At 66.6% G+C, this 21,712-nt stretch carries 22 protein-coding genes; 11 read left to right on the top strand and 11 right to left on the bottom strand.

Annotated elements, in window-relative coordinates:
- Positions 1-32 precede the first annotated feature (32 nt).
- Complete coding sequence (locus tag R2733_04670) at positions 33-1,445, top strand: MFS transporter (GenBank protein ID MEZ5375784.1); 1,413 nt, start codon at positions 33-35, stop codon at positions 1,443-1,445.
- Between the two features lie 58 nt (positions 1,446-1,503).
- Positions 1,504-2,193: an SGNH/GDSL hydrolase family protein gene (locus R2733_04665; GenBank protein MEZ5375783.1), complete on the top strand. Its 690-nt coding sequence runs from the start codon at positions 1,504-1,506 to the stop codon at positions 2,191-2,193.
- On the opposite strand, the gene R2733_04660 is transcribed toward R2733_04665, so the two are convergent.
- Together R2733_04660 and R2733_04655 are read right to left on the bottom strand one after the other, a co-directional pair.
- A complete protein-coding gene (locus R2733_04660) occupies positions 2,174-3,367 on the bottom strand; it encodes an MFS transporter (protein ID MEZ5375782.1) in 1,194 nt (397 codons plus the stop codon). The genes R2733_04665 and R2733_04660 overlap by 20 nt on opposite strands.
- Positions 3,364-4,617 carry a serine hydrolase domain-containing protein gene (locus R2733_04655; GenBank protein MEZ5375781.1) on the bottom strand — a complete coding sequence of 418 codons (1,254 nt, stop codon included), beginning with the start codon at positions 4,615-4,617 and terminating at the stop codon, positions 3,364-3,366. The genes R2733_04660 and R2733_04655 overlap by 4 nt, the downstream gene beginning before the upstream one ends.
- Before the next feature lie 227 nt (positions 4,618-4,844).
- Here R2733_04655 and pstS point away from each other — a divergent pair, with 227 nt between their 5' ends.
- The 5 genes from pstS (at position 4,845) to R2733_04630 (ending at position 9,710) form a co-directional block, all read left to right on the top strand.
- A complete protein-coding gene (gene pstS / locus R2733_04650) occupies positions 4,845-5,963 on the top strand; it encodes a phosphate ABC transporter substrate-binding protein PstS (protein MEZ5375780.1) in 1,119 nt (372 codons plus the stop codon).
- Between the two features lie 149 nt (positions 5,964-6,112).
- Entirely contained in the window at positions 6,113-7,066 is a 954-nt protein-coding gene (gene pstC / locus R2733_04645; protein ID MEZ5375779.1) for a phosphate ABC transporter permease subunit PstC, read from the top strand.
- A gap of 38 nt (positions 7,067-7,104) precedes the next feature.
- On the top strand, positions 7,105-8,142 hold the full coding sequence (gene pstA / locus R2733_04640; protein MEZ5375778.1) for a phosphate ABC transporter permease PstA: 1,038 nt from the start codon (positions 7,105-7,107) through the stop codon (positions 8,140-8,142).
- A complete protein-coding gene (pstB, locus tag R2733_04635) occupies positions 8,139-9,017 on the top strand; it encodes a phosphate ABC transporter ATP-binding protein PstB (protein ID MEZ5375777.1) in 879 nt (292 codons plus the stop codon). The genes pstA and pstB overlap by 4 nt, the downstream gene beginning before the upstream one ends.
- Positions 9,018-9,401: 384 nt before the next feature.
- On the top strand, positions 9,402-9,710 hold the full coding sequence (locus tag R2733_04630; protein ID MEZ5375776.1) for a hypothetical protein: 309 nt from the start codon (positions 9,402-9,404) through the stop codon (positions 9,708-9,710).
- Between the two features lie 79 nt (positions 9,711-9,789).
- Here R2733_04630 and otsB read toward each other — a convergent pair whose 3' ends face one another.
- The gene (gene otsB, locus R2733_04625) at positions 9,790-10,584 is read right to left on the bottom strand and encodes a trehalose-phosphatase (GenBank protein ID MEZ5375775.1); all 795 of its coding nucleotides are present in this window, start codon (positions 10,582-10,584) and stop codon (positions 9,790-9,792) included.
- Positions 10,585-10,627: 43 nt separating this feature from the next.
- Positions 10,628-11,836, bottom strand: coding sequence for an MFS transporter (locus R2733_04620; protein ID MEZ5375774.1), 1,209 nt, complete (start codon positions 11,834-11,836; stop codon positions 10,628-10,630).
- A 91-nt stretch (positions 11,837-11,927) separates the two neighbouring features.
- Here R2733_04620 and R2733_04615 point away from each other — a divergent pair, with 91 nt between their 5' ends.
- Genes R2733_04615 through R2733_04605 form a run of 3 tightly spaced genes read left to right on the top strand, consistent with a single transcriptional unit; the run spans position 11,928 to position 14,927 of the window.
- The gene (locus tag R2733_04615; GenBank protein MEZ5375773.1) at positions 11,928-12,683 is read left to right on the top strand and encodes a dienelactone hydrolase family protein; all 756 of its coding nucleotides are present in this window, start codon (positions 11,928-11,930) and stop codon (positions 12,681-12,683) included.
- A 17-nt stretch (positions 12,684-12,700) separates the two neighbouring features.
- Positions 12,701-13,288, top strand: a complete 588-nt coding sequence (locus R2733_04610; GenBank protein ID MEZ5375772.1) for a hypothetical protein — start codon at positions 12,701-12,703, stop codon at positions 13,286-13,288.
- A 40-nt stretch (positions 13,289-13,328) separates the two neighbouring features.
- The gene (locus tag R2733_04605; GenBank protein MEZ5375771.1) at positions 13,329-14,927 is read left to right on the top strand and encodes a rhodanese-like domain-containing protein; all 1,599 of its coding nucleotides are present in this window, start codon (positions 13,329-13,331) and stop codon (positions 14,925-14,927) included.
- A 9-nt stretch (positions 14,928-14,936) separates the two neighbouring features.
- Here R2733_04605 and R2733_04600 read toward each other — a convergent pair whose 3' ends face one another.
- The 5 genes from R2733_04600 to R2733_04580 form a co-directional block, all read right to left on the bottom strand.
- Positions 14,937-15,716, bottom strand: a complete 780-nt coding sequence (locus R2733_04600; protein ID MEZ5375770.1) for a class II aldolase/adducin family protein — start codon at positions 15,714-15,716, stop codon at positions 14,937-14,939.
- Positions 15,717-15,748: 32 nt separating this feature from the next.
- Positions 15,749-16,231: a Dps family protein gene (locus R2733_04595; GenBank protein ID MEZ5375769.1), complete on the bottom strand. Its 483-nt coding sequence runs from the start codon at positions 16,229-16,231 to the stop codon at positions 15,749-15,751.
- A gap of 93 nt (positions 16,232-16,324) precedes the next feature.
- Entirely contained in the window at positions 16,325-16,642 is a 318-nt protein-coding gene (locus tag R2733_04590; GenBank protein MEZ5375768.1) for a hypothetical protein, read from the bottom strand.
- 102 nt (positions 16,643-16,744) lie between these two features.
- Positions 16,745-17,245: a glycine/sarcosine/betaine reductase selenoprotein B family protein gene (locus tag R2733_04585; protein ID MEZ5375767.1), complete on the bottom strand. Its 501-nt coding sequence runs from the start codon at positions 17,243-17,245 to the stop codon at positions 16,745-16,747.
- Between the two features lie 32 nt (positions 17,246-17,277).
- On the bottom strand, positions 17,278-17,931 hold the full coding sequence (locus R2733_04580) for a hypothetical protein (GenBank protein MEZ5375766.1): 654 nt from the start codon (positions 17,929-17,931) through the stop codon (positions 17,278-17,280).
- Between the two features lie 117 nt (positions 17,932-18,048).
- Here R2733_04580 and R2733_04575 point away from each other — a divergent pair, with 117 nt between their 5' ends.
- Positions 18,049-18,372, top strand: coding sequence for a hypothetical protein (locus tag R2733_04575; protein MEZ5375765.1), 324 nt, complete (start codon positions 18,049-18,051; stop codon positions 18,370-18,372).
- A 13-nt stretch (positions 18,373-18,385) separates the two neighbouring features.
- Here the strand turns inward: R2733_04575 and R2733_04570 are convergent, their stop codons facing one another.
- Positions 18,386-19,987 (bottom strand): sulfatase, encoded by a 1,602-nt coding sequence (locus R2733_04570; GenBank protein MEZ5375764.1) that lies wholly within the window; start codon positions 19,985-19,987, stop codon positions 18,386-18,388.
- Between the two features lie 5 nt (positions 19,988-19,992).
- Positions 19,993-21,693: an AMP-binding protein gene (locus R2733_04565; protein ID MEZ5375763.1), complete on the bottom strand. Its 1,701-nt coding sequence runs from the start codon at positions 21,691-21,693 to the stop codon at positions 19,993-19,995.
- Positions 21,694-21,712: the final 19 nt, after the last annotated feature.

Genomic DNA, 21,712 nt, shown 5'->3' with positions numbered 1-21,712 from the left:
GTTTGCGTCGGAGAATGAGCTAGAACGCCGGTGTGACGACCGCCGCTGCTCCCAACGCAACCGACCACATCCCGCGCGAGGCGTGGCTGGCGTTGATCATCGCCACGCTCGTCTTCTTCCTCGTCGTGGTCGATGTCTCGGCCGTCAATGTGGCCTTCCCGTCGATTGGCCGAGACTTCGAGGTCGATGAAACCACGCTTGGCTGGATTCTGTCGGGCTACAACATCACGGTCGCTGCGCTGCTCATGGTGAGCGGGCGCCTCGCCGACAGCCTCGGTCGCAAGAAGATGTTCATGCCGGGCGTCGCCATCTTCGGCCTGGGTTCACTGTTGTGCGGGCTGGCGCCCAACACGAACGTGCTGATCCTCGCTCGGGTGGTCCAGGCGATCGGTGGGGCCATCGTGTCGCCGACGGCGATCGCCGTGGTCCTCCCCGAGTTCCCGGTGGCGAAGCGCAGCATGGCGATTGGGATCACTGGCGCCACCGCCGGGCTCGGCGGGGTGTTCGGGCCTGCCGTCGGATCGCTGCTCATCGATGTTTGGTCGTGGCGAGGCATCTTCTTCATCAACGTGCCACTGTGTCTCGTCGTCTTGGTGTTGAGTCCGAGATTGCTCCGCGAGTCGAAGAACCCGGCGGCCACGGGGAAGATCGATCTTCTGGGCGTTGCCATCGGCACCGCGGCGGTCTTCCTCGTCATGTTCGCGATCGTGCAGAGCGAGACCCGTGGCATCGGCGATGTGCGTGTCCTCGCCATGTTCGTCGTCGGGTTGGCGCTCGTTCCTGTCCTGATCCGGCGATCGAGCCGCCATCCCGAGCCGCTGATCGAGCTCAACCTGTTCCGGAAGCGTTCGTTCTCGAGCACGAACGCCGGCTTGGCGTTCTACTCGATGGCCTTCACCTCGGGCTTCCTGGTCAATTCGCTCGTGCTTCAGGACCTGTGGGACCAGTCGATCACGACCACCGGCAAGGCGCTGGTCTTCTCTGCCGGCACCTCGGCGGTCCTGTCGCCGATCGCCGGGCGCATGGCCGACCGGATCGGCCACCGCTGGATCCTGATGGCCGGGTCGCTGTGCTGTGGCACGGCCTTCCTGCTCTTCCAGCTGCTACTCGACGCAGAGCCCCACGTGTTCGACCGCTACGTTCCCATCAGCCTGCTGCTCGGATTCGGTGTCGGGACGTCGATCTCGACCTGGTCGAGCGCCGGCCTGAGCGATGTCGATCCGGCACAATTCGGTACGGCGAATGCGTCGATCCGCACCACTCAGCAGGTGTTCTACGCCCTCGGGATCTCGGTGGTGATCACCCTGCTCGCTTCTCGCTCGGGCATCGGGGGCTTCCGCCTCGCGTGGGGCTGGGTGACGGCGATGTACTACCTGAGCGCAGCGGTGATCGCCTTTGGCTTCCCGGCGGGCACGAGCGCCGGACGGGGTCAGGTCACCTCGTAGCGTGGGCGATCGTCGCCCGGTTCTTCAGCACGAGGTCGCGCCGGCCGATACTCGGGCAATGGACATCTCCACCCGACTCCCGCTGCCCGAGCCCGTCCGACCGGGCCTCCTGGTGCGCACCCTCGGCACGGTGGTTCCCGGCGTGCGCCGGACGGGTGAACAGATCGAAGCGTTCGCAGCCGAGTGGCATCGCCGCAACCTGCTTGCGCTCGATTCCGATCAACCACTGCTCGTTGCGCTCGGCGACTCCCTGGCGCAGGGCATCGGGGCGACCTCGGTCGACCACGGGTACGTCGGTCGCCTCGCCGAGGCACTCCAGGATCGAGCGACGGTGCTGAACCTCTCGGCGTCGGGAGCAAAGATCTCCGACGTGCTCGATCGGCAGCTGCCCACCCTCGAGCGTCTGGGCGTCGAACCGGCCGTGGTGACCGTGACCGTCGGCAGCAACGATCTGCTCCGAGGTCTGAACCCGGCAACGCACGCGGCTCGAATGCGCCGCCTGGTCGAGGTGCTCCCCGTCAATGCCGTTGTCGCCACGCTGCCCGATCATGGATCGATGCTGGCTCGCCGGCTCAGCGCAGTCGTGCGCGCGTCGGGTCGGGAGCGAGGTGTGGCCGTCGCCGACGTCTCGGCCGAGATGGCGGGCTGGCGGGGCAAGATGGCGCCTGACGGGTTCCACCCGAACGACGCTGGCTACGACGCGTGGGTGCGAGCGTTCCTCCCGGCCGTCAGCGAGAAGCTGGGCTGACGTCCGACGACGGGGCGGTGTCGGCCTCGGGACTCGTGGACACGAGTGCGAAGCCGATGAGCGAGATCAACCCGAGTGCGCCGGCGAGGATGAACGCAAGCCGATGGTGGTCGAGGTAGATCGGCACCAAGATGATCGGTCCGACGGCGTGGCCGAGAAAGCGGAAGGCGAGCACCGACGAGAGGGCGCCGCCTCGATTGGTCGGGACGGCACTCGCTGCGAGGTGCGTGAGTGCGACGACCACTGCGGGCACGAGTGAGGCGCCAAGGAACCAGCCGACGGCGAGGAGCGGCAGGGTGTCGGCGAAGCCGAGGGTGGCAACGATGAGGCTGGCGACCGCCGTGCCAATCAGCGAGTACGTGCGGATCCCGAGCCGGTCGAGCAGGGAACCCCATCGCGGGCCGACGATGGCTGCGCCGCACCCGCCAGCGAGCAACAGCAGTCCGCTCTCGGTCGACGAGGCGTCGAGACCCTTGCGGCTGGCGACCCCGACCACGACGCCGATGCCCACCGGGCCGGTGGCGGCGGCGAACCCGGTGATCCACAGCAGCACCATGCGCCACGTCAGCAGCGGCTTGATTGGCGGCGCCTGGGCATCGGGGCGCGGTTCGCCCGGAGGCGGCCGGAAGCTCAGAAGGAACGACATGGCGGCGATGACGACGAAGGCGTAGCGCCAGTCGTAGCGGGCGGCCAGACCGCCGGCGATGGGGGAGAGTGCGCCGCCGGCGGCTTGGAAACTCGAGTACATGCCCATGACTCGACCGAGTCGCTTGGGTTCGGTGATGTCGGCCAGCCCGGCCAGCATGAGCGGCGTGAAGAAGGCGTTGCCCAGCCCCTGCAGGACCCGGGCGGCGATGAACCAGCCGAGCGACGGGGCAAGGATCGCGAGCACCGTGGCGATCGCGTAGCCGATGTAGGTGATGCGCATCACCCGGGCCCGACCGTAGCGCTCGCCGATCGTGCCCGACACCAGCATCATCACCGCCATCGGCAGGAAGTAGCCGCTGAAACCCCAGTTGACCGCCTCGGACGATGCGCTGAAGCTCTTCTCGAGCTCGGGGTAGATGGGCGTGACGACCAGCGTGCCGAACGGGCCCAGGAACCCGCCGACGTAGTAGGGGAGCGTGGCCCCGTTGACGAGACCCGGCGCCCGGTCGGAGCGCGTTCGCGTCACCGGGTCCAGCTGCCGTCGGCGCCGGGCGTGAAGCCGAGCGAGCGGTAGGTGGCGTCGACCAACGACTGTCCGCGTTCGTTGAGGAGGATGCCCGGTCCCTGCTGATTCATGACGTAGGCGAAGCTCAGGCCGGCCGATGGGTCGGCGAACCCGATCGAACCACCAGCGCCGACATGGCCGAACGCACCGGCCCCGATCACGGCGGAGTCGCGTTGGCCGGCCGGCTGATCCCGATTGTCCATCGAGAGCATGAAGCCTTCGCCGAATCGGGTGCGCACGAGGAGGGTGCGGTCGATCTCGCTGATGGTGGTGGGTCGGGCGAGGCGTTCGATCGACTCGGGTGAGAGCAGCGAGGAGTCGTTGGCCGCAAGCGGGCGGTAGAAGGTGGCGAGGCCTCGGGCCGACGCCGTGCCGTTGGCGGCACCGATCTCGGCCTCCCACACCGCCGGGTCGTTGGCGCTGAAGCCGCCACCATTGAGCAAGGCCTTCGCCTGGAGGCCCTCACGGTCGGCGACGAGTGCCTCGGTGAACGACGACGACCATCCCGGCTCGGGCCGCCAGGCCGACACCTTGGCCATGCGGTGGTGTTCGGCCCGGTCGAGCCCGATGTGGAAGTCGGCCCCGACCGGCTCGGCGATCTGTGTGCGGAAGTACTCGCCGAGGCTCATCCCCGACACTCGGCGAACGATCTCGCCCACCGTCCATCCGAAGGTGAGCATGTGATACCCATTGGCCTCGCCCGGTGTCCACCACGGTTCGGTGGCCTCGAGCGCTGCGACCATGGTGTCCCAGTCGACGCAGTCGTGCGGTCCCAATGGTCGTCGAACCGCAGGGAGGCCGAGGGAGTGGTCGAGTGCCATGTGGACTCGGGTGGGCCCGTTCGCCGCCGGCGTGGTGGCGGCGAGGAGCTCGGGCCAGATGTCGGCGAGCGGCGTCTGGAGGTCGACCTCACCCCGGTCGGCGAGCAGATGCAGACAGGCGGCGGTGGCCGCTTTCGTGCAGGAGAACACGGTGACGAGCGTGTCGGGCTGCCAGTCGGCGGCCGGGCGATCCTCACGAGGCGCGGCGACCGAACCGCCCCACAGATCGACGACTCGTTCACCGTCGACCATCACCACGACGGCGGCGCCGAGCTCGCCCCGCTCGGCGAAGTTGCGCTCGAACTCGCGCCGCACCGCAGCGAAGTCTGGGTGGTGGGTTCCGTGCACGGCGATCGAGTCGGGGTCGGTCGGACGGTCATCGGTGCTCATGGGCGCACACTATTGGACCGCACCCGATCCCTCCAGCCCGTGACGATGGGCACGTCGATGCTGGTGTTGGCGGCTCGTTCGGGTGACGCCTGACGCACCGATGCCTGATCGTTGCCCGTTCAGCACCTGATGTTCATCTTCGTCCCCCTGGCGGTTCACCTGGCACCCATAGCGTCGATTCCGTCAGGCCGGGCCTGACGACACACGATGACCTAGGAGAGGTTCACATGATGACCACGAGTGCCCAATCGGGGCGCTTCCTGAAGATCACCTCGTTGCTTGCCGCACTGGCGCTCTCGGCCAGTGCCTGCGGCGGCAGCTCTTCAGATGCGGCGACGGATGCCGGCGGTGGCGACAGCGGATCCGGGCTGTCCGGCACGCTCGTCGGTGCCGGTGCCTCCTCACAGGCGGCCGCCATGCAGGGTTGGCAGGCCGGTTTCCAGACGGCCAACCCCGACGTCACGGTCGAGTACGACCCGATCGGTTCCGGTGGCGGTCGTGAGACCTTCCTTGCCGGCGGCTCGAGCTTCGCCGGTTCCGACCGTGCGATCAACGAAGAGGAATACACCGCGTCGAAGGACGTCTGCGCCGGCGATCAGGGTGCGGTCAACCTGCCCCACTACATTTCGCCGATCGCAGTGGCCTACAACCTCCCCAGCGTCACCGACCTGAAGCTCACCACGGCCGCCCTCGCCGGCATCTTTGCCGGTGAGATCACCAACTGGAACGATCCGGCCATCGCCGACGCCAACCCCGACGCCGAGCTGCCGGACCTCACCATCAACCCGGTGCACCGCTCCGACGAGTCCGGCACCAGCGCCAACTTCACCGACTATCTCGGCGCGGTCGAGCCCGACGTGTGGACCTTCGGCTCCATTGAGGTGTGGCCGGACGTCGGCGGCGAGGGCGCACAGGGCACCTCCGGTGTCGTTGCTGCCATCGGCGCCGGCGAGGGATCGATCGGCTACGCCGACGCCTCGCAGGTCGGTTCGCTCGGCACTGCCGCCATCCAGGTCGGCGAGGACTTCGTTCCGTACAGCCCCGAGGCTGCCGCCAAGATCATGGACGTCTCCAACCGTGTCGCCCTGAGCGACAACGACTACTCGTTCGAGCTCGTGCGTGATACCACCGAATCGGGGACCTATCCGATCGTGCTCGTGTCCTACCACATCGTGTGTCTCGAGTACGCCGACGCCGCCACGGCTGATCTCGTCCGCGAGTTCATGCTCTACGTCGGCTCCGCCGAGGGCCAGGAGGCCGCTGCGGCCTCCGCCGGCTCGGCGCCGATCTCCGACACGCTGCGGGGCCAGCTCGAGGCGGTCGTCAACCAGATCACCGGCGGCTGATCCCGGTCGTCAACAGTTGCACACCAGGGCGCAGCGGGACTGTTCGTCTCGCTGCGCCCAAGTGTTCACCTGATGTACACCTCATCGCCCGATTGACCCACCACGATGAGAGAGCACTCGACACCGATGGCGACGAAAGCGACCCCCTGGTGACCACCACCGCCGAACGTACCCCTCCGGTAGGCCTCGACCAGGTCTCGCGACTCGGCGATCGGGTTTTCGGGAGCCTCTCACGAGGCGCTGGGGTCCTGATCCTCGTGACCTTGGCAGCAGTTGCCACCTTCCTGGTGAGCGAGGCGCTTCCGGCCTTCACCAACGACCTCACCGAACTCGAAGGCGATCGCACGCTCGGCGAGTACGTGGTGCCGCTGATCTTCGGCACCATCTGGGCGGCCGGGCTGGCGTTGCTGATCGCCACGCCGATGGCCGTTGCCGTTGCGCTCTTCCTCAGCCACTACGCACCGAAGAAGGTGGCAGCGACGCTCGGCTACTTCGTCGATCTCCTCGCTGCGATTCCCAGCGTCGTCTACGGCCTGTGGGGCATCTTCGTCCTGGCACCGCTGTTGGGCACGCATGTCTATCCCTGGCTCGAGGACAACGCCGGGTTCGTCCCGTTGTTCAAGGGACCGGCCGCTGCCAGCGGTCGAACGATGCTGACCGTCGCACTGGTGCTGGCCGTCATGATCCTTCCCATCATCACCGCCATCTCGCGCGAGGTCTTCATGCAGACGCCGAGGCTGCACGAAGAGGCCTCGCTCGCCCTCGGTGCCACTCGGTGGGAGATGATCCAGCAGGCGGTCATCCCCTACGGCCGAGCCGGCGTGATCTCGGGTGCCATGCTGGGTCTCGGCCGAGCACTCGGCGAGACCATGGCGGTGGCCATCATCCTGTCGCCGACCGAAGGACTCATCAGCACCAACCTGGTGTCGGTGTCCAATCCGAACACCATTGCTGCCAACATCGCGCTGAAATTCCCTGAGTCACACGGCCTCGAGGTCAACCGCCTGATCGCAAGTGGCCTGATCCTGTTCGGCATCACCTTCATCGTGAACTTCTCCGCCCGCCGCATCGCCAATGCCGGATTCTCGGGAGCAGCAGGATGAGTGCAGCCATCAGCCACGACACCAGCTCACGCTCGCCGATGTCTATGACCTCGGGCCATCTTCCCGCTGGCGCCAGCGTCGGTATCGGCATCGCAGCGATTGCCGTCGGCTCGGGACTCGCGGCCGCGCTCGGCGGCTTCCATCCCGTCAAGGCCGGGCTGATCGCTGCACCGCTGTTCCTCGGTCTCCTCTACGCCATCTCGGCCTCGGTCGAGGGTGCACGCAAGGCGAAGGATCGTGTCGCCACCGCCACCGTCACCGGAGCGTTCGGGCTGGTGATGATCCCGCTGGTCTCGCTGCTGTGGACCGTCGTCACCCGCGGGTCCGGACGCATGGACGCCACCTTCTTCACCGACACCATGCGTAACGTCGTCGGCGAAGGGGGCGGTATCAAGCACGCCCTGATCGGCACGTTGATCGTCACTGGGCTGGCCACGCTGTTCTCGGTGCCCTTCGGCCTGTTCACCGCCGTCTACCTCGTCGAGTACGGCGACACCGGGTCCCGGCTCAGCCGAGTGATCACGATGATGGTCGACGTCATGACCGGCATCCCATCGATCGTTGCCGGCTTGTTCGCCTACTCACTGTTCGTGCTCTTCCAGGGTTCGGGCGCTCGGTCGGGCCTGGCCGGCGCCGTTGCTCTCACCGTGCTCATGACCCCGGTGGTGATCCGATCGTCCGAGGAGATGCTGCGGCTCGTGCAGAACGAGCTCCGCGAGGCGTCGCTCGCCCTCGGGGTGCCGAAGTGGAAGACCATCACGAAGGTCGTGCTGCCCACCTCGATCGGCGGCATCCTCACCGGTGCCACGCTCGCCATCGCCCGAGTCATCGGCGAGACGGCGCCATTGCTCGTCACCGCCGGCCTGGCGCAGGACACCAACTGGAATCCGCTCAGCGGCCGTATGACCACCTTGCCGGTTCAGGCCTACTACAGCTTCGCCCAGCCCACGCTTCCGCCCGAGCTCTCGATCGATCGGGCGTGGGGGGCGGCGCTCGTCCTCATCATCGTCGTTGCCATCCTGTTCACACTCGCTCGAGTGCTGGCGACCATTCTGAAACCAAAGGGACTCCGATGACCCCCTCCACCTCGACCACCTCAGCCACCGGAGAGATCACCGTGACCGAGACCGCAGCCGACGCCGGACCGGTGATCATCGCCGACCGCCCGGGTGACGACCACCGGATCGAGGTCTCGAATCTCAACATCTACTACGGCAACTTCCGAGCGGTGGAAGACGTCAACATGCGCATCGAGGGTCGCTCGATCACTGCACTCATCGGCCCATCGGGGTGTGGCAAGTCGACGTTCCTTCGGTCGATCAACCGGATGCACGAGGTGATCCCGGGTGCCCGTGTCGAGGGCACGATCGAACTCAACGGGATCGATCTGTACGGTGCCGATGTCGATCCGGTGGCGGTACGGCGCAAGGTCGGCATGGTGTTCCAGCGTCCGAACCCGTTCCCCACGATGTCGATCGCCGAGAACGTGCTCGCCGGCAAGCGACTCAACTCCAAGCGCCTCAAGAAGGCCGACGCCGACGAGCTGGTCGAGTCGTCGTTGCGTGGTGCGAACCTGTGGGATGAGGTGAAGGATCGCCTCGACAAGCCGGGCTCGGGTCTCTCCGGCGGCCAGCAGCAGCGGCTGTGCATCGCTCGGGCCATCGCCGTCGAACCCGACGTGCTCCTGATGGACGAGCCGTGTTCGGCCCTCGATCCGATCTCGACCCTTGCAGTCGAGTCGCTGATGATGGAGCTCAAGGAGCGCTACACCATCGTCATCGTGACCCACAACATGCAGCAGGCCGCCCGTGTGTCGGACCGCACCGGCTTCTTCAGCATCGAGGGCACCGGCAAGCCGGGCAAGCTCGTCGAGATGGACGACACCGTCGTCATCTTCTCGAACCCGAAGCAGCAGGCAACGCAGGACTACGTCGAGGGTCGCTTCGGCTAGCGTCGTTCGGCTCGCTGTCGTTCGCTCGCTAGCGCTCGCTCTCTTACCGAGTTGTTCGCTGGGGCTCACAACTCGCAACGCTTCCGACCTCGTGGAGCGGCCCACTCATTGGACAAGCATCACCAGGAGTGACAGATCGCCACAAGTTGGTCGATGCTGTTTTGTGATTGGGGCCAAAGAACCATTGAGGAATGGGTCGATTTGTGCTCCAATGAACGACGTACCGAAGCGCAGCTGGTGGCTCCCACCAGCTGAAACAGGTGCGAAACACCAAGGAAATACAGAACACGAATAACGCATATCTACAACGGTGAGGCCCTGGTGCGCTCCGGTGACTCAGGGCTGAAGTGCCAAGTCAAGCTTGGCAGATAGGAGCGAGTTCCTGTGAGTACACGCCATCGGGCCGACGCCCTTCGATCGGATCGAGCCGACGAGATTCTTCTCCGGCCGGACAAAGACCTCCGCTCCAAGGAACACCGAAAGGCCCGGCATCGTGCCACACAGGAACTCCACACCGTTGCCGATCCCGAGGGTGAAGTGTTCACCCGACCGAAGTTCGATCACCCGCCCAGGGTGAAGCCGAAGAAAAAGAAGAAGACCAGGCACTGGAAGACCAAGGCGTGGAAGCGCCGCACGATCGAGCGCCGCCGTCGCAACCTCGAGCAAGAGCGTCTGCTCCAAGAAGCAGCCTGAACGAGGTCGAACGGGTCGACGCAGCGAACCACCCCGCCAGCCACCGCTGGCGGGGTGGTCCGGTTTTCAGGTGCCGTCTTCAGGTGCCGGTAGGCAACCCGGTGTTCAGGACCCAGTGGCGGCGTCGGGCGTCGAGGAGATACTCGAGCACCATTGTCACCTCGTCGGGATCGGCCACCCGCCACGGCGCGGCGGTCGCCCCTTCGCCGACCTTGATGCCGACATCGCCTTCGACGAGGATCTCGAACGCATCCTCGTCGGTCACGTCGTCGCCGAGATACATCACCCGCTCGACACCGCTGTCGTGGCGGATCGCCCCGATGGCGTGCCCCTTGTTCGCCGTGAACACGGCCAGTTCGATGACCATCTTCCCGAACTTCGTCTCGATGCCGGCCAACGCTCCCGGGCCGTCGAGCACCGTCGAGCGCAACGACGACGTCAGCGATGGGTCGACGTTGCGATAGTGGAACGCCACGCTGCCACTCTTTTCCTCGACGCTCGCTCCGTCGGTCGAGTTGGCGAGCGTACGAAGATCGCTGGTGACCAGATCGAGCAAGTGTTGTTGCTTCGGCTCCAACGCCGCCGGCGGACGATGACCCAGTTCGGCACCGTGGCTGCCGGCGAGCCACACACCGCTGGGTGCGCCGGGGATGTTCTGAAGGAAGTCGAGCGATCGCCCGGAGACCAGCGCGACCTCGGTGTTGTCGAGCGAACCGAGGGCGGCCAGCGCCTCGAGTGAGCCCGGCCGAGCCTGCACGGCGGCGGGGTCGGCGACGATCGGTGCGATCACGCCGTCGAAGTCCGACGCGACGAGGAGCGAGGGCGCGGTCGCCAGATCGTCGAGCGCAGCGGTCAGGGCGGGATCGAGCGTCATGTCATCCTGTGTAGCGGCTCACGCTGCGCCTCCCATGGGTGGCTCACGTCGCGCTCTCCCTCGGCAGGCCGCGCAAGGCGAGGAGTCCGGCGACGGCCAGCGCCGTCACGAGGAGGTAGGAAGCCGTGAACGATCCCCGCCAGTCGGCGATCGCTCCGACGAGGAATGGTGGCGGCACCGCGGCCATCGCGTAGAAGATCGTCATCGTGCCGTACGCCGCGCCGAACGTGCGGTCTTCGAGATGGTCGCGCATGTACGTGGCCGTGAGCGTCGGATAGCTGGCCCACATGCCACCGACGGTCAGCACGGTGAGCGCCAGCAGCGGGCCGGTGACGAGCGCGACGGTGGTCGACACCATCATGATCATGATCATCACGGCCATCAGGGCCCGCCGCCGACCGGCCCGATCCGAGATCCACCCCATGAGCGGGGCGCCGAACAGCGACGTGATCCCCAAGCCGATGTAGATGTTGGCCACGGCGGAGCGAGACAACCCGCCGTCCTCCTCGAGCGCCTCGGCGAGGAACGAGGTGTACCCCGAGGCAATGGCGCCGAACATCACGTACGCGATCGTGATCGCCTTCCAGCCCGGAACGGTGCGCAGCCCGACGAGGGAGATCCGGCCACCGGGGGTACGGGCCGTGACCCGAGCGCGGACGCCACCAAGCACGATGAGGAGCACGGCCACGGTGACGACGGCCTCGACGGTATAGATCGGTCGCCACAGGTCGGCGTTGCCGGTGCTGGTGCGGGCCAGGCGAGTGCCGAGCGCGACGGCCGAAGTGCCGAGGCCGATGGTGCCGGTGAGCAGGCCGATCACGATGCCTCGCCGGTCGGCGGCAACCCCTTCGGTGGCGAGCAGTGGGGCGGTGATCCAGATGCCGGCGCCGCCCGAACTCGACAGCACCAACCCCAGCAGTAGGAACGGAAACGATGGCGAGAGCGCGATCAGCACCAGGCCGAGGCCGGAGACGGCCAGCCCGCTGCGAAGGATCGTGACCGGTTCGACCGCTCCCGACACCAGCGTCACCACGATCACCCCCGTGAGGTAGGCGGCGAAGATGGCCGTACCTCCGACCCCGGCCTGGGTGTTGGACAACACCATGTCGTCCTTGATCGCCGGCAGGAGGAGCGGATAGGACGAGCGCGCGAACGAATGCGACACGATCGTGGTGAGAGGGACGATCACCGCTGCGGTCGAGAGTCCGGCAGCGCCCAGGCGTCGTGCGATGATCCCCGAGCGTGCCGTCACGCACGCAACCTACGTGCCTGGTCGCAGCCATGCCAGCCTGTGCATTCTCGTTCGGCTCGCACACGGCCCACCGATGGGGAAAGCTGGCGCCATGATCGAACAGTTCTTCGACCTCACGACCGCCGACGGCGACATGCCGGTGTTCAGCGTCCGCCCCGACGGCGACGGGCCCTACCCCGTGGTGGTGTTCTTGATGGACGCACCGGGCATGCGCGAGGAGCTGCGTGACATGTGTCGCCGCCTCGCCTCGGCCGGCTACTACCTGATCGCTCCGCAGCTCTACTACCGCAAGGTCCGAGAGTTCAACGTCTTCGAGACCGAGGATCGCGACACGATGTTCGAGTTGATGAACTCGTTGTCCAACACGATGGTCGACGGCGATGTCGGCGACCTGCTCGCCCATCTGGCGAAGGATCTGGCGACCGGCACGGCTGTCCGACATCACGATCCAGCGGCCGACACCAGCCGAGTGGGCACCGTCGGCTATTGCATGAGCGGCCCGTTCGCCATCACCGCAGCCGCCGCCTTCCCCGATCAGGTGAAGGCCGCGGCGTCGATCCATGGCGTTCGGCTCGCCACCGAGTTCGACGACTCGCCGCACCGCAGCCTCGCCCGGTCGAATGCCGAGGTCTACATCGGATGTGCCGAGACCGATCATTGGGCGCCGCCCGAGCTCATCGCCGAGTTCGAAGCGGCCATGGCCGAGCACGGCACCCGGGGCCGAGTCGAGTGGAACCCGGGCACCGAGCACGGCTACGCGTTCTCGCAGCGGCCCAGCTATGACAAGGCGGCCTCGGAGCAACACTGGGAACGCCTCCACGACCTGTTCCGCCGAAACATCGGCTGACCCGCAAGGAGCGCGACATGAGCGAGCAACGGCAGACGGCGATTGCCGAGTGCATGGAAGACATCCGCAACATCGAAGCGACGCAGGGCGTGACGCGATCGGGCGTCGAAGCGATCAGAGATCGTCTGCTGGCGCTCACCGCGCAGCGTGACCTGTTCCCGCTCGAGGACTTCCCGCCGCCGTCGGCCGACGAACCCTCGAAGAGCCGCCTCTACCGCATCGCCCAGGACGACGATGACCGGTTCGTGCTCTACGCCAACGCCAGCCGAGGGTCGGCTTCGAGCCCGGTGCACAACCACACCACCTGGGCCGTGGTCGTCGGCTTCCATGGGCAGGAACTGAACCGCTTCTTCGATCGCAGCGGCTCGGGCGTGTCTCAGAAGGGCGAGCACATGGTCGAGGCGGGCACCGGCGTTGCGATGCTTCCGGACGATCTCCACTCGATCCACATCGGCGGGCCCGCCCTCAACTTTCACTGCTACGGGCTCGCCCTCGAACGTCTCGACCGACGCGAGTACTACTCGGAACGCACCGATGAGTGGAAGATCTTCCCTGCCCACTCTGACATCACCGAGGCCCGCCCCGGTCGTACCCTCCTGACATGAGCGACATCACAGTGGCCCGCCCCGACCGCACGCCGTTGCCATGAATGACGGCACCGTCTCGACCGTCGATCCGAACACGCTCGCCGCCTGGCTGACCGACGGCGACGAACTGGCCCTACTCGACGCTCGCGAGGAAGGTGTCTACTTCCAGTCGCATCTCTTCCACGCCACGAATGTGCCGGTGTCGAAGCTCGAACTCGTGCTCGGCGACCTGGTGCCCCGGTTCGATACTCGGCTGGTCTGGTGTGACGACGGTGCCTCGGGCTTGGCGAGCCGAGCGGCAGCCCGAGCCGGTGAACTCGGTTGGAGCAACCAGTTTCTCCTGACCGGCGGCACCGAGGGCTGGCAGTCCAGCGGCCACGAGTTGTACGCCGGTGTCAACGTGCCCTCGAAGGCCTTCGGCGAGTTCGTCGAGCACACCTACGGCACACCGCGTCTTCCCGCCGACGAGGTGGCGAAGCTGCTCGACACCGGAGCCGATGTGGTCGTGCTCGATTCGCGGCCGCTCGGAGAGTTTCGACGCATGTCGATCCCGGCCGGTGTCGATTGCCCGGGCGCCGAACTCGTGCACCGAGTCAAGGAGGTCGCTCCCGATCCCGACACCCTCGTGATCGTCAACTGCGCCGGTCGTACCCGGAGCATCATCGGCGCCCAATCGCTGATCAACGCCGGACTCGAGAACCGAGTGGTTGCGCTCGAGAACGGCACGATGGGGTGGCAGCTCGCCGGACATCAGGTCGCCACTGGGCTCGAGATCGCCGCACCGGCGCCGAGCGACAGCAGTCGGGCCTGGGCGATCGAACGGGCCGACCGGGTGCGGGAACGCTTCGGTGTCGAGGTGATCGACGACGTAATCCTCGAGGAATGGCTCGAAGACCGAGACCGCACCACGTACCTGTTCGACGTGCGCTCACCCGAGGAATACCTCGAGGCGCACCGGCCGGGAACCCGGCATGCCGCCGGCGGGCAGCTGGTCCAGGCCACCGACACGTACATCGGCACCCGAAATGCGCGAGTGGTGCTGTTCGACGACGACGGCGTCCGTGCGTCGATGACCGCATCGTGGCTGCGCCAGATGGGTTGGCGCGACGCGGTGGTGATGACGCCTGCCCCGAGGATCGGGGAGTCCGGGCCGTCGGGTTCTGCCCGAATCGTTGCCGATCCACTGGCGCCGGTCGATCCGACCACTCTCGTCGACGGTGTCCCCGACGGCACCGTCGTGATCGACCTGGCGTCGAGCCTCGCCTACCGCAGGCACGGCCACCTACCCGGCGCCTACTGGGCGGTCCGCAGCCGACTGGCCGAGGCGAGGGCGGCGATCGGTGACGCCGAGCGCGTCATCGTGACCTCGTCCGATGGTGCGCTTGCGGCGCTCGCCGCCGGTGAGGTGGCGACCCGTTGGCCGAACGCCTCGGTGTCGGTGCTCGCCGGCGGCACCCGAGCGTGGATCGCAGTCGGCGGCGCACCCGAGCTCGGACTCACCCGACCCACCACCGAGATCGACGACATCTGGTACAAGCCCTACGACCACGATGACGATGTCCCCGAGCAACACATGCAGGACTACCTCACGTGGGAGGTCGCGCTCGTCGAACAGCTCGCACGCGACTCGACCGTCAGCTTCGAGCCCTTTTCCTAGCGGCCGGACTCAGTCGACGATCGTCGGGTCGGGCACGAGGTCCTTCACGAGCCACTGGAACAAGCGCCACCCCACCTCGGCTGGTTGCAGGGTCGAAGCCGCGATTCGAGCAGACTCTTCGGAGATGGGCTTGGCGTTGGGGGCTTTCACATGCACCTCGGCCACCCGCTCGGCCATCACGAAGAACCCGACCGCACCCTCGACCGTGGGGGAGACGGTGAGCAGCCCATGGTTGCGGAGGATGCAGAGCTTGTTCTCGCCCAGGGCAGCGGCGATCCGCTTCCCGCCGTCCGGGGAGAGCACCTCGACCTCTTCATCGTCGAAGATCGCCTGATCGAACACGAAGGCGCACGACTCCTGGCTGATGGGCTGGAACGGCTCGACGTTGGCCGACCACGGCGTGCCGAAACCGGTGTGGGTGTGAGCGGCGCTGACAACGTCGGGACGAGCAGCGAGGAGCGGAGCGTGAATGTTGTAGCCCGCGGTGTTGACGGCTCCGGTTGCTTCGCCGTCACCGTTCTTCACCGATCCGTCAGGGCCCACCAGCACGAGATCGCCGACGGTGGCCGCCCGGAACGGGATGCCCCAGTCGAGCACCCAGAAGTGGTCCGTGTACTCGGGGTCTCGGGCCGAGATGTGCCCGTCGCCGAGTTGACCCCAGCGCAGGGCACCGAAGATGCGATAGCCGAGCGCGCACATCCGCTTACGGTGGGCCCGCTCGGCTTCGATCGATCGCTCAGTGTCGATGGGCTCGACACCTTGGAATGGGGGATAGGGGCTGTGGGCCATGCCCCGAGGCTACGCCCGTCGGGTCGTGACTGTCAGCCTTCGAGCATGCTGCGGAGCATCCATGCCGTCTTCTCGTGCACCTGTAGACGCTGGGTGAGGAGGTCGGCCGTCGGCTCGTCGCTCGCCTTCTCGACGATCGGGTAGACGCTGCGTGCGGTTCGGGCGACTGCCTCGTGGCCCTTCACCAGCCGCCTGATCATCTCGGTGGCGTCGGGTTGATCGGTGTCTTCGTCGATCGTGGACAGGGCGGCGAACTCGCGGTAGGTCCCGGGTGCCGGCTCCCCCAGCGAGCGGATGCGCTCGGCGATGAGGTCGACCGCGAGGGCGAGTTCGTTGTAATGGGTCTCGAACATGAGGTGGAGCGTGTTGAACATCGGGCCCACCACGTTCCAGTGATAGTTGTGGGTCTTCAGGTAGAGCGTGTAGCTGTCGGCGAGGAGACGGGACAGGCCGTCGGCAATCGCCTTGCGGTCGTCCTCGCTGATGCCGATGTCGATGGTGATGGATTCGGACACGATGACCTCCAGAAGTGAACTTGCTACTCACGATAACCGAGCTGGATGTACGTACATTCCCGCCGTTGCGTCGAATCGGGAAGTGCGTCGCCCTCAGCTTGCTTCGGCGGCCAGTCGGTCGGCCTTGTTCTGATACTGCGGCTCGTCGCTGCGCTCGGTGCGAGTATCGCCGCTCGGACGGTCGGATGGCGCGTCGCCGGCGTCCTCTCGTTTGCGTGACCAGCTCAGCGGGTCGGCGCGCCAGTCGTCGTTCGGCCAGCGGTAACCCGAGTCGACGATCGAACCAGACGGGAGGTCGAGTTCGACCAGACCGAGCGCCATCTCGACGATCCCACGCCCGACCTCGGGCTCGTGCTTGGGGCCGGCGGTATGGCCCAGTGGTGCGTCGACGAACAGCGACCGAGGCGGCATGACCCGTTCGGTGATGGACAGGGCAGACGTGAGGGTGACGGTGGTGAAGCCGGCGGCTTCGATGCTGCGTGCGGCCAGACCGACCGACTGATGGCAGACCGGTCAGACGGGTACGAGGAGGACGACGTCGGGCTCTTCCTGCTCGCAGAGCGAGATCAGCGAGGGCACGGTCTCGGCCTCGAACCGGCGGACCGAGTAGATGCCGCCCATGAAGGCCGCGGCATGGTCGGTCATGCCGCCGATCACACCCTCGGCGGCGAGCTCACGCAGCCGGCCGAGGGGGAAGACACAATTCGGATCTTCTCTGGCATCGGTCTGGTCGTAGGCGAAATGCGCTGTCCGCAGTTCGCTGGCCGCCGTCTCGCTGGCAATGGTGCGGATGGAGGTGTCGTCCTTGGTGGCAAAGGCCACTTGGCCGTGGCGATAGATCCCGCCGGATCCGATGAGCAGCACTCGGCTGTCCGACAGCGATCGAGCCGGCGCCACGAGTGGCACCGGCTCGGTTCGTTCGGCCCAGCGGTAGGGCGTGTAGCCGAGGCTGTCGTAGAGCGATCGGGTTGCCTCGAGATAGTCGGCGGGTGCGGGCGTTGGAGCGTTCGACACCCCGCCAGTTCACTCGACCGATGGGGTCGGCATCAACCGCATGCCCCCATTGCGGTGTCCATCGCTTCGGAGGCTGCCGCCGCGTCCGGGTCGTCGTACTCCGGGAATCCTCCGAGGAACTCGTAGGTCATCGCCAACACGATCTCGTCGTCGCTGACGGCGATCTCGCAGTCGGGGGCCATGGACCGCATCGCGCCGGCAATGTCGACACATCCCAGGATGGCATCGAGCGCGACGCGCTGGACGTCGTATTCGTCGGGCAGTTGGGTGTCATCAGGGTTGTCGGCGGTGATGCCGTAACTGTTCAGCGTCTCCAGACCGACCGATGAGACGAGCGCCTCGTTGGCACATTGGACCTCGGCCTTCTCGAACGGGTTGCCTTCGGTGTACGAGCTCGCGGTGAGCGCGTCGGCCAGTGCCTGTTCGTCGGCCGAGAGGTCGCCGCTGCTCTCGGCGTCGTCGGCGTCGTCGGTGGTCTCCTCGGTTGCGGTGTCGTCGGTGGTCTCTTCGGATGCGGTGTTGTCGGTCGCTGCCTCGGCGTCGGCCCCGGTGTCGGTCACCGCCTCACCGGCGCCGTCACTGCTCGCTGCGTCGGCCGCAACGACGTCGGCAGCCTCGTCGCTGCCACTCCCGCACGCACTCATCAACAAACTCGCCGCAAAGGCCGCGGCCATCAACTTCTTCATGGTGAGGTTCCCTCCCTCGGAAATGGTTGGCGGCACCGTAGCCGCGCGTCCGGTGAACACCACGATCCAACGACGTGGTGGCGACGCGGTGTTCGGTGCTGACTAACCTCGGCGACCATGGGAGTTCACGTCATTGCGGTGTACCGACCCAAGCCCGGCGGGCAGGAAGCCCTCGAGGCCGAGGTGCTCGATCATGTGCCGCTGCTGCGGCGCATCGGTCTGGCGACGGACACGCCGTCGCTCGTCCTCCGGGCCCCGGATGGCACGATCATCGAGCACTTCGAGTGGGCGAGCCACGACGCCATCGAGGCTGCCCATTCCCATCCCGAGGTGCTCGAGATGTGGGGCCGCTACGACGCGTGTTGTGAGTACGGCACCCTCGCCGACCTCCCCAACGCCACCACGATGTTCGCCGAGTTCGAGTACGTGGGCAGGTACTGAGTCACTGCGCCGTTCAGCCGAGTCCGACTCGTTCGAGCTGTTCGGTTGGCGCCTCCAACTCGACCAGTGCAGATCGGATGAGCTCGCACAGCTGTTCGTCGAGGCGACCGCCTGCGAGGTTCTCCTGCTCGTCGGGATCGTTGGCGAGGTCGTAGAGGTGGTGCCGGCCGATGATGTGAGGGCCTCCCGCCCACATCGGCATACGGTCGCCGGCGGCGTACGGCTGGCGGATCACCGGGAGCTCGGAGCCGGGCATGGTGTCGAGCCAGGCTCGCTGGTCGGGGAGGGGGAGTGTCTCGAATCCCGGGAAGTGCACCGGCATGGTCGACCAACGATTCGAGAACATCGAGATCGGCAGGTTCGACTCGACAGGGGCGCGAGCGTACTTGTACCGGCCGTCCGTGATCTGGATCCAGTTGCCCCACACGCCGCCGATCGCCCAGTCACGCACCGACTCGGCCGAGCCGTCGAGCAGCGGCACGAGTGAGCGACCGTGGGTCCGATGTGCGACCTCGACGTCGAACACATCGACCAGCGTGGCGAACAGATCCACATTGGTGGTGAGCGCATCGATCGTGGCCCCGGGCCGCGCCCCGCGGTCGCCGCTGGCCCCAGGCCAGTGGATCAACAGCGGCGTGTGACCGAGCGGCTCGAACTGAGGTACACCGGGCTTGCCCCAGATGTCGTGGCCCTCACGAGGGTCACCGAGGTAGTGGCCGTGGTCGGTGCACACGATGAGGGCGGTGTCATCCCACAGGTTCCGGCGGTCGAACGCATCGAGGATCCGGCCGAACCAGTGGTCGATCATCGACAGTTTGGCGCCGTAGTTGGCCCGCAGATGCCGGGCTTCGGCCTCGGTGAGGTGCCCCTTCGAGACCCCTCCGTGGACGTACGGGGGCCAGATCATGTAGTCGGCGTCCCACGATCCACCGTCCTGGTACATCGACGCCCATGGCTCGGGTGTGTCGAACGGCTCGTGGGGGTCGAACTCGTCGACGAAACAGAACCAGCGATCGTGCTGTGGGGCTTCGTCCTCGAGGAAGCGGGCAGCATCGACCATGGTGCGTGGGCCGGGATAGTCGGCCTCGTCGCGGAACCAGGTGCGGCTCGTGTCGTACGGCCGGTCGTGCACCTCCTGCCCCAGCATCTTCGACAGGAACCAGCCACCACCCTGCGCCGGCACCGCGGGACGTTCGGGATTGCCGATCCACGATGGGTCGGGCACGGTTCGCCACGGATCACCCTCGTGACCTCGCACGTAGTGCCAGGCGGAGAAGTCGGTGTGGTAGTTCTCGCCACCAGTCTCGAACAGGTGTGGATGATCGGTGGCCAGGTAGCTCGTGATCCCCTTGTCTCGCAGCACTCGCGTGATCGGTTGCTCCCAGATCTCGATCGAGCCCCACGGCTTCCACAAGAAGTCGAGCGCGCCGACCAGGATGTCGTGACGGGCAGGCATGCAGGGCAGTGATCCGGTGACGTGACGCGTGAACCGTGCGGCGCGCTCCCGGGCGAAGCGGTCCAGATTCGGGGTCTCGAACTCGGTCGACCCGTACGACCCGAGCATGTGGCGGTTCAACGAGTCGAGCAGGATGACGCAGACGTTCTTCGGTGCCATGAACCTCAGCCGTTCGACTTGAGCTCGGGGAACTGGTCGTCACGCCACTCCCTCCCCCCGGCAGCGGCGATGTCGCCCTCCTCACGTTGGCGCAGCTCGATGCGACGGATCTTGCCCGAGACGGTCTTGGGGAGTTCGTAGAACTCGATCCGGCGGACGCGCTGGAACGGGGCGAGGTTCTCGCGAGCGTGCCGCAGGATCGACAGCGCCGTGTCGTCGTTGGGCTCGTGGCCTTCGGCCAACGCGATGTAGGCCTTGGGCACCGCGAGTCGGATCTCGTCGGGCGCCGGGACGACGGCGGCCTCGGCGACGGCGGGGTGCTCGATCAGCACCGACTCGAGCTCGAACGGGGAGATCTTGTAGTCGGAGGCCTTGAAGACGTCGTCGGTGCGGCCAACGAAGGTGATGTAACCCTCGTCATCGATCTCGGCGACATCGCCCGTGTGGTAGAGCCCGTTGGCCATGACCTCGTTGGTGCGCTCGGCGTCGCCGAGATACCCGGTCATCACGTTGACAGGATTCGACGACAGGTCGATGCAGATTTCACCTTCGCGGACACCGACTTCGCCGGTGACGGGGTCGGCGATGACGACCGGCACGCCGGGCAGGGCACGACCCATCGAGCCAGGCTTGATCGGCTGCCCAGGAGAGTTCCCGACCTGTGCGCTGGTCTCGGTCTGGCCGAACCCGTCGCGGATGGTGCGTCCCCATGCCCGCTCGACCTGGGTGATCACCTCGGGGTTGAGCGGCTCGCCCGCCGAGATCAGCTCGCGGAGACTGCCGGGTCCGTCGGCCAGGTCGGCCTGGATCAGCATGCGCCACACGGTGGGTGGCGCACAGAAGGTGGTGACCGAGCTCGTGCGGAGTTGCGCCAGGAGTGCGGCGGCGTCGAACCGGGTGTAGTTGTAGACGAACACACACGCTTCGGCGATCCACGGGGCGAAGAAGCAGCTCCAGGCGTGCTTCGCCCAACCGGCCGAGCTGATGTTGAGATGGACGTCGCCAGGCTCGAGACCCAGCCAGTACATGGTGCTCAAATGTCCGACCGGGTACGAGATCTGGGTGTGCTCGACCAGTTTGGGCCGGCTGGTGGTGCCGGAGGTGAAGTAGAGCAGGAGCGGATCGTCGACGGAAGTGACCGAGGTGAATGGCTCGGGTTGGTCGACGTCGTAGCCGTCGGCGAAGTGCAGCCAACCGTCGACCGCTCCGCTGACCGAGATCCGGGTGTACTCCCCGGGTACCTCGTCGAACTTGGCGGCCTCCGCCGACGCCACGATCACGTGTTTGGTACCCGTCCGTTCCATTCGGTCGACGAGGTCGGACGAGGGGAGCGCCGTGGTGGTCGGCATGATCACCGCTCCGAGCTTGAAGATGGCGAGCATGGCATCCCACAGCTCGACCTGGTTGCCCAGCATCACGATGACCGGGTCACCCTTGGCCACGCCGTTCGCCGCCAGCCATGCTGCGATGCGATCGGAGCGCTCGACCATGTCTCCGAAGCTGTAGACGTCTTCCGAGCCGTCCTCTTCGACGATCCAGAGCGCCGGGGCGTCGTTGCCGCGGGCGTAGCGCTCGAACCAGTCGATCGCCCAATTGAAGGTGCCGGTCAGTCTCGGCCACTCGAAATCCGCCGATGCTGCGGCGTAGTCGTCGCGCAGGGCGAACAACTGGTCTCGGGCGGCACGGTAGGTCTCGGTGTTGGTCATCGACGGGTTCCTTGCGAGG

It is taken from the genome of Acidimicrobiales bacterium (assembly GCA_041394265.1).
Taxonomy (GTDB): domain Bacteria; phylum Actinomycetota; class Acidimicrobiia; order Acidimicrobiales; family SZUA-35; genus JBBQUN01.
Note: the sequence above shows the minus strand (reverse complement) of the source record. Positions and strands in the feature narration are given on the sequence as shown.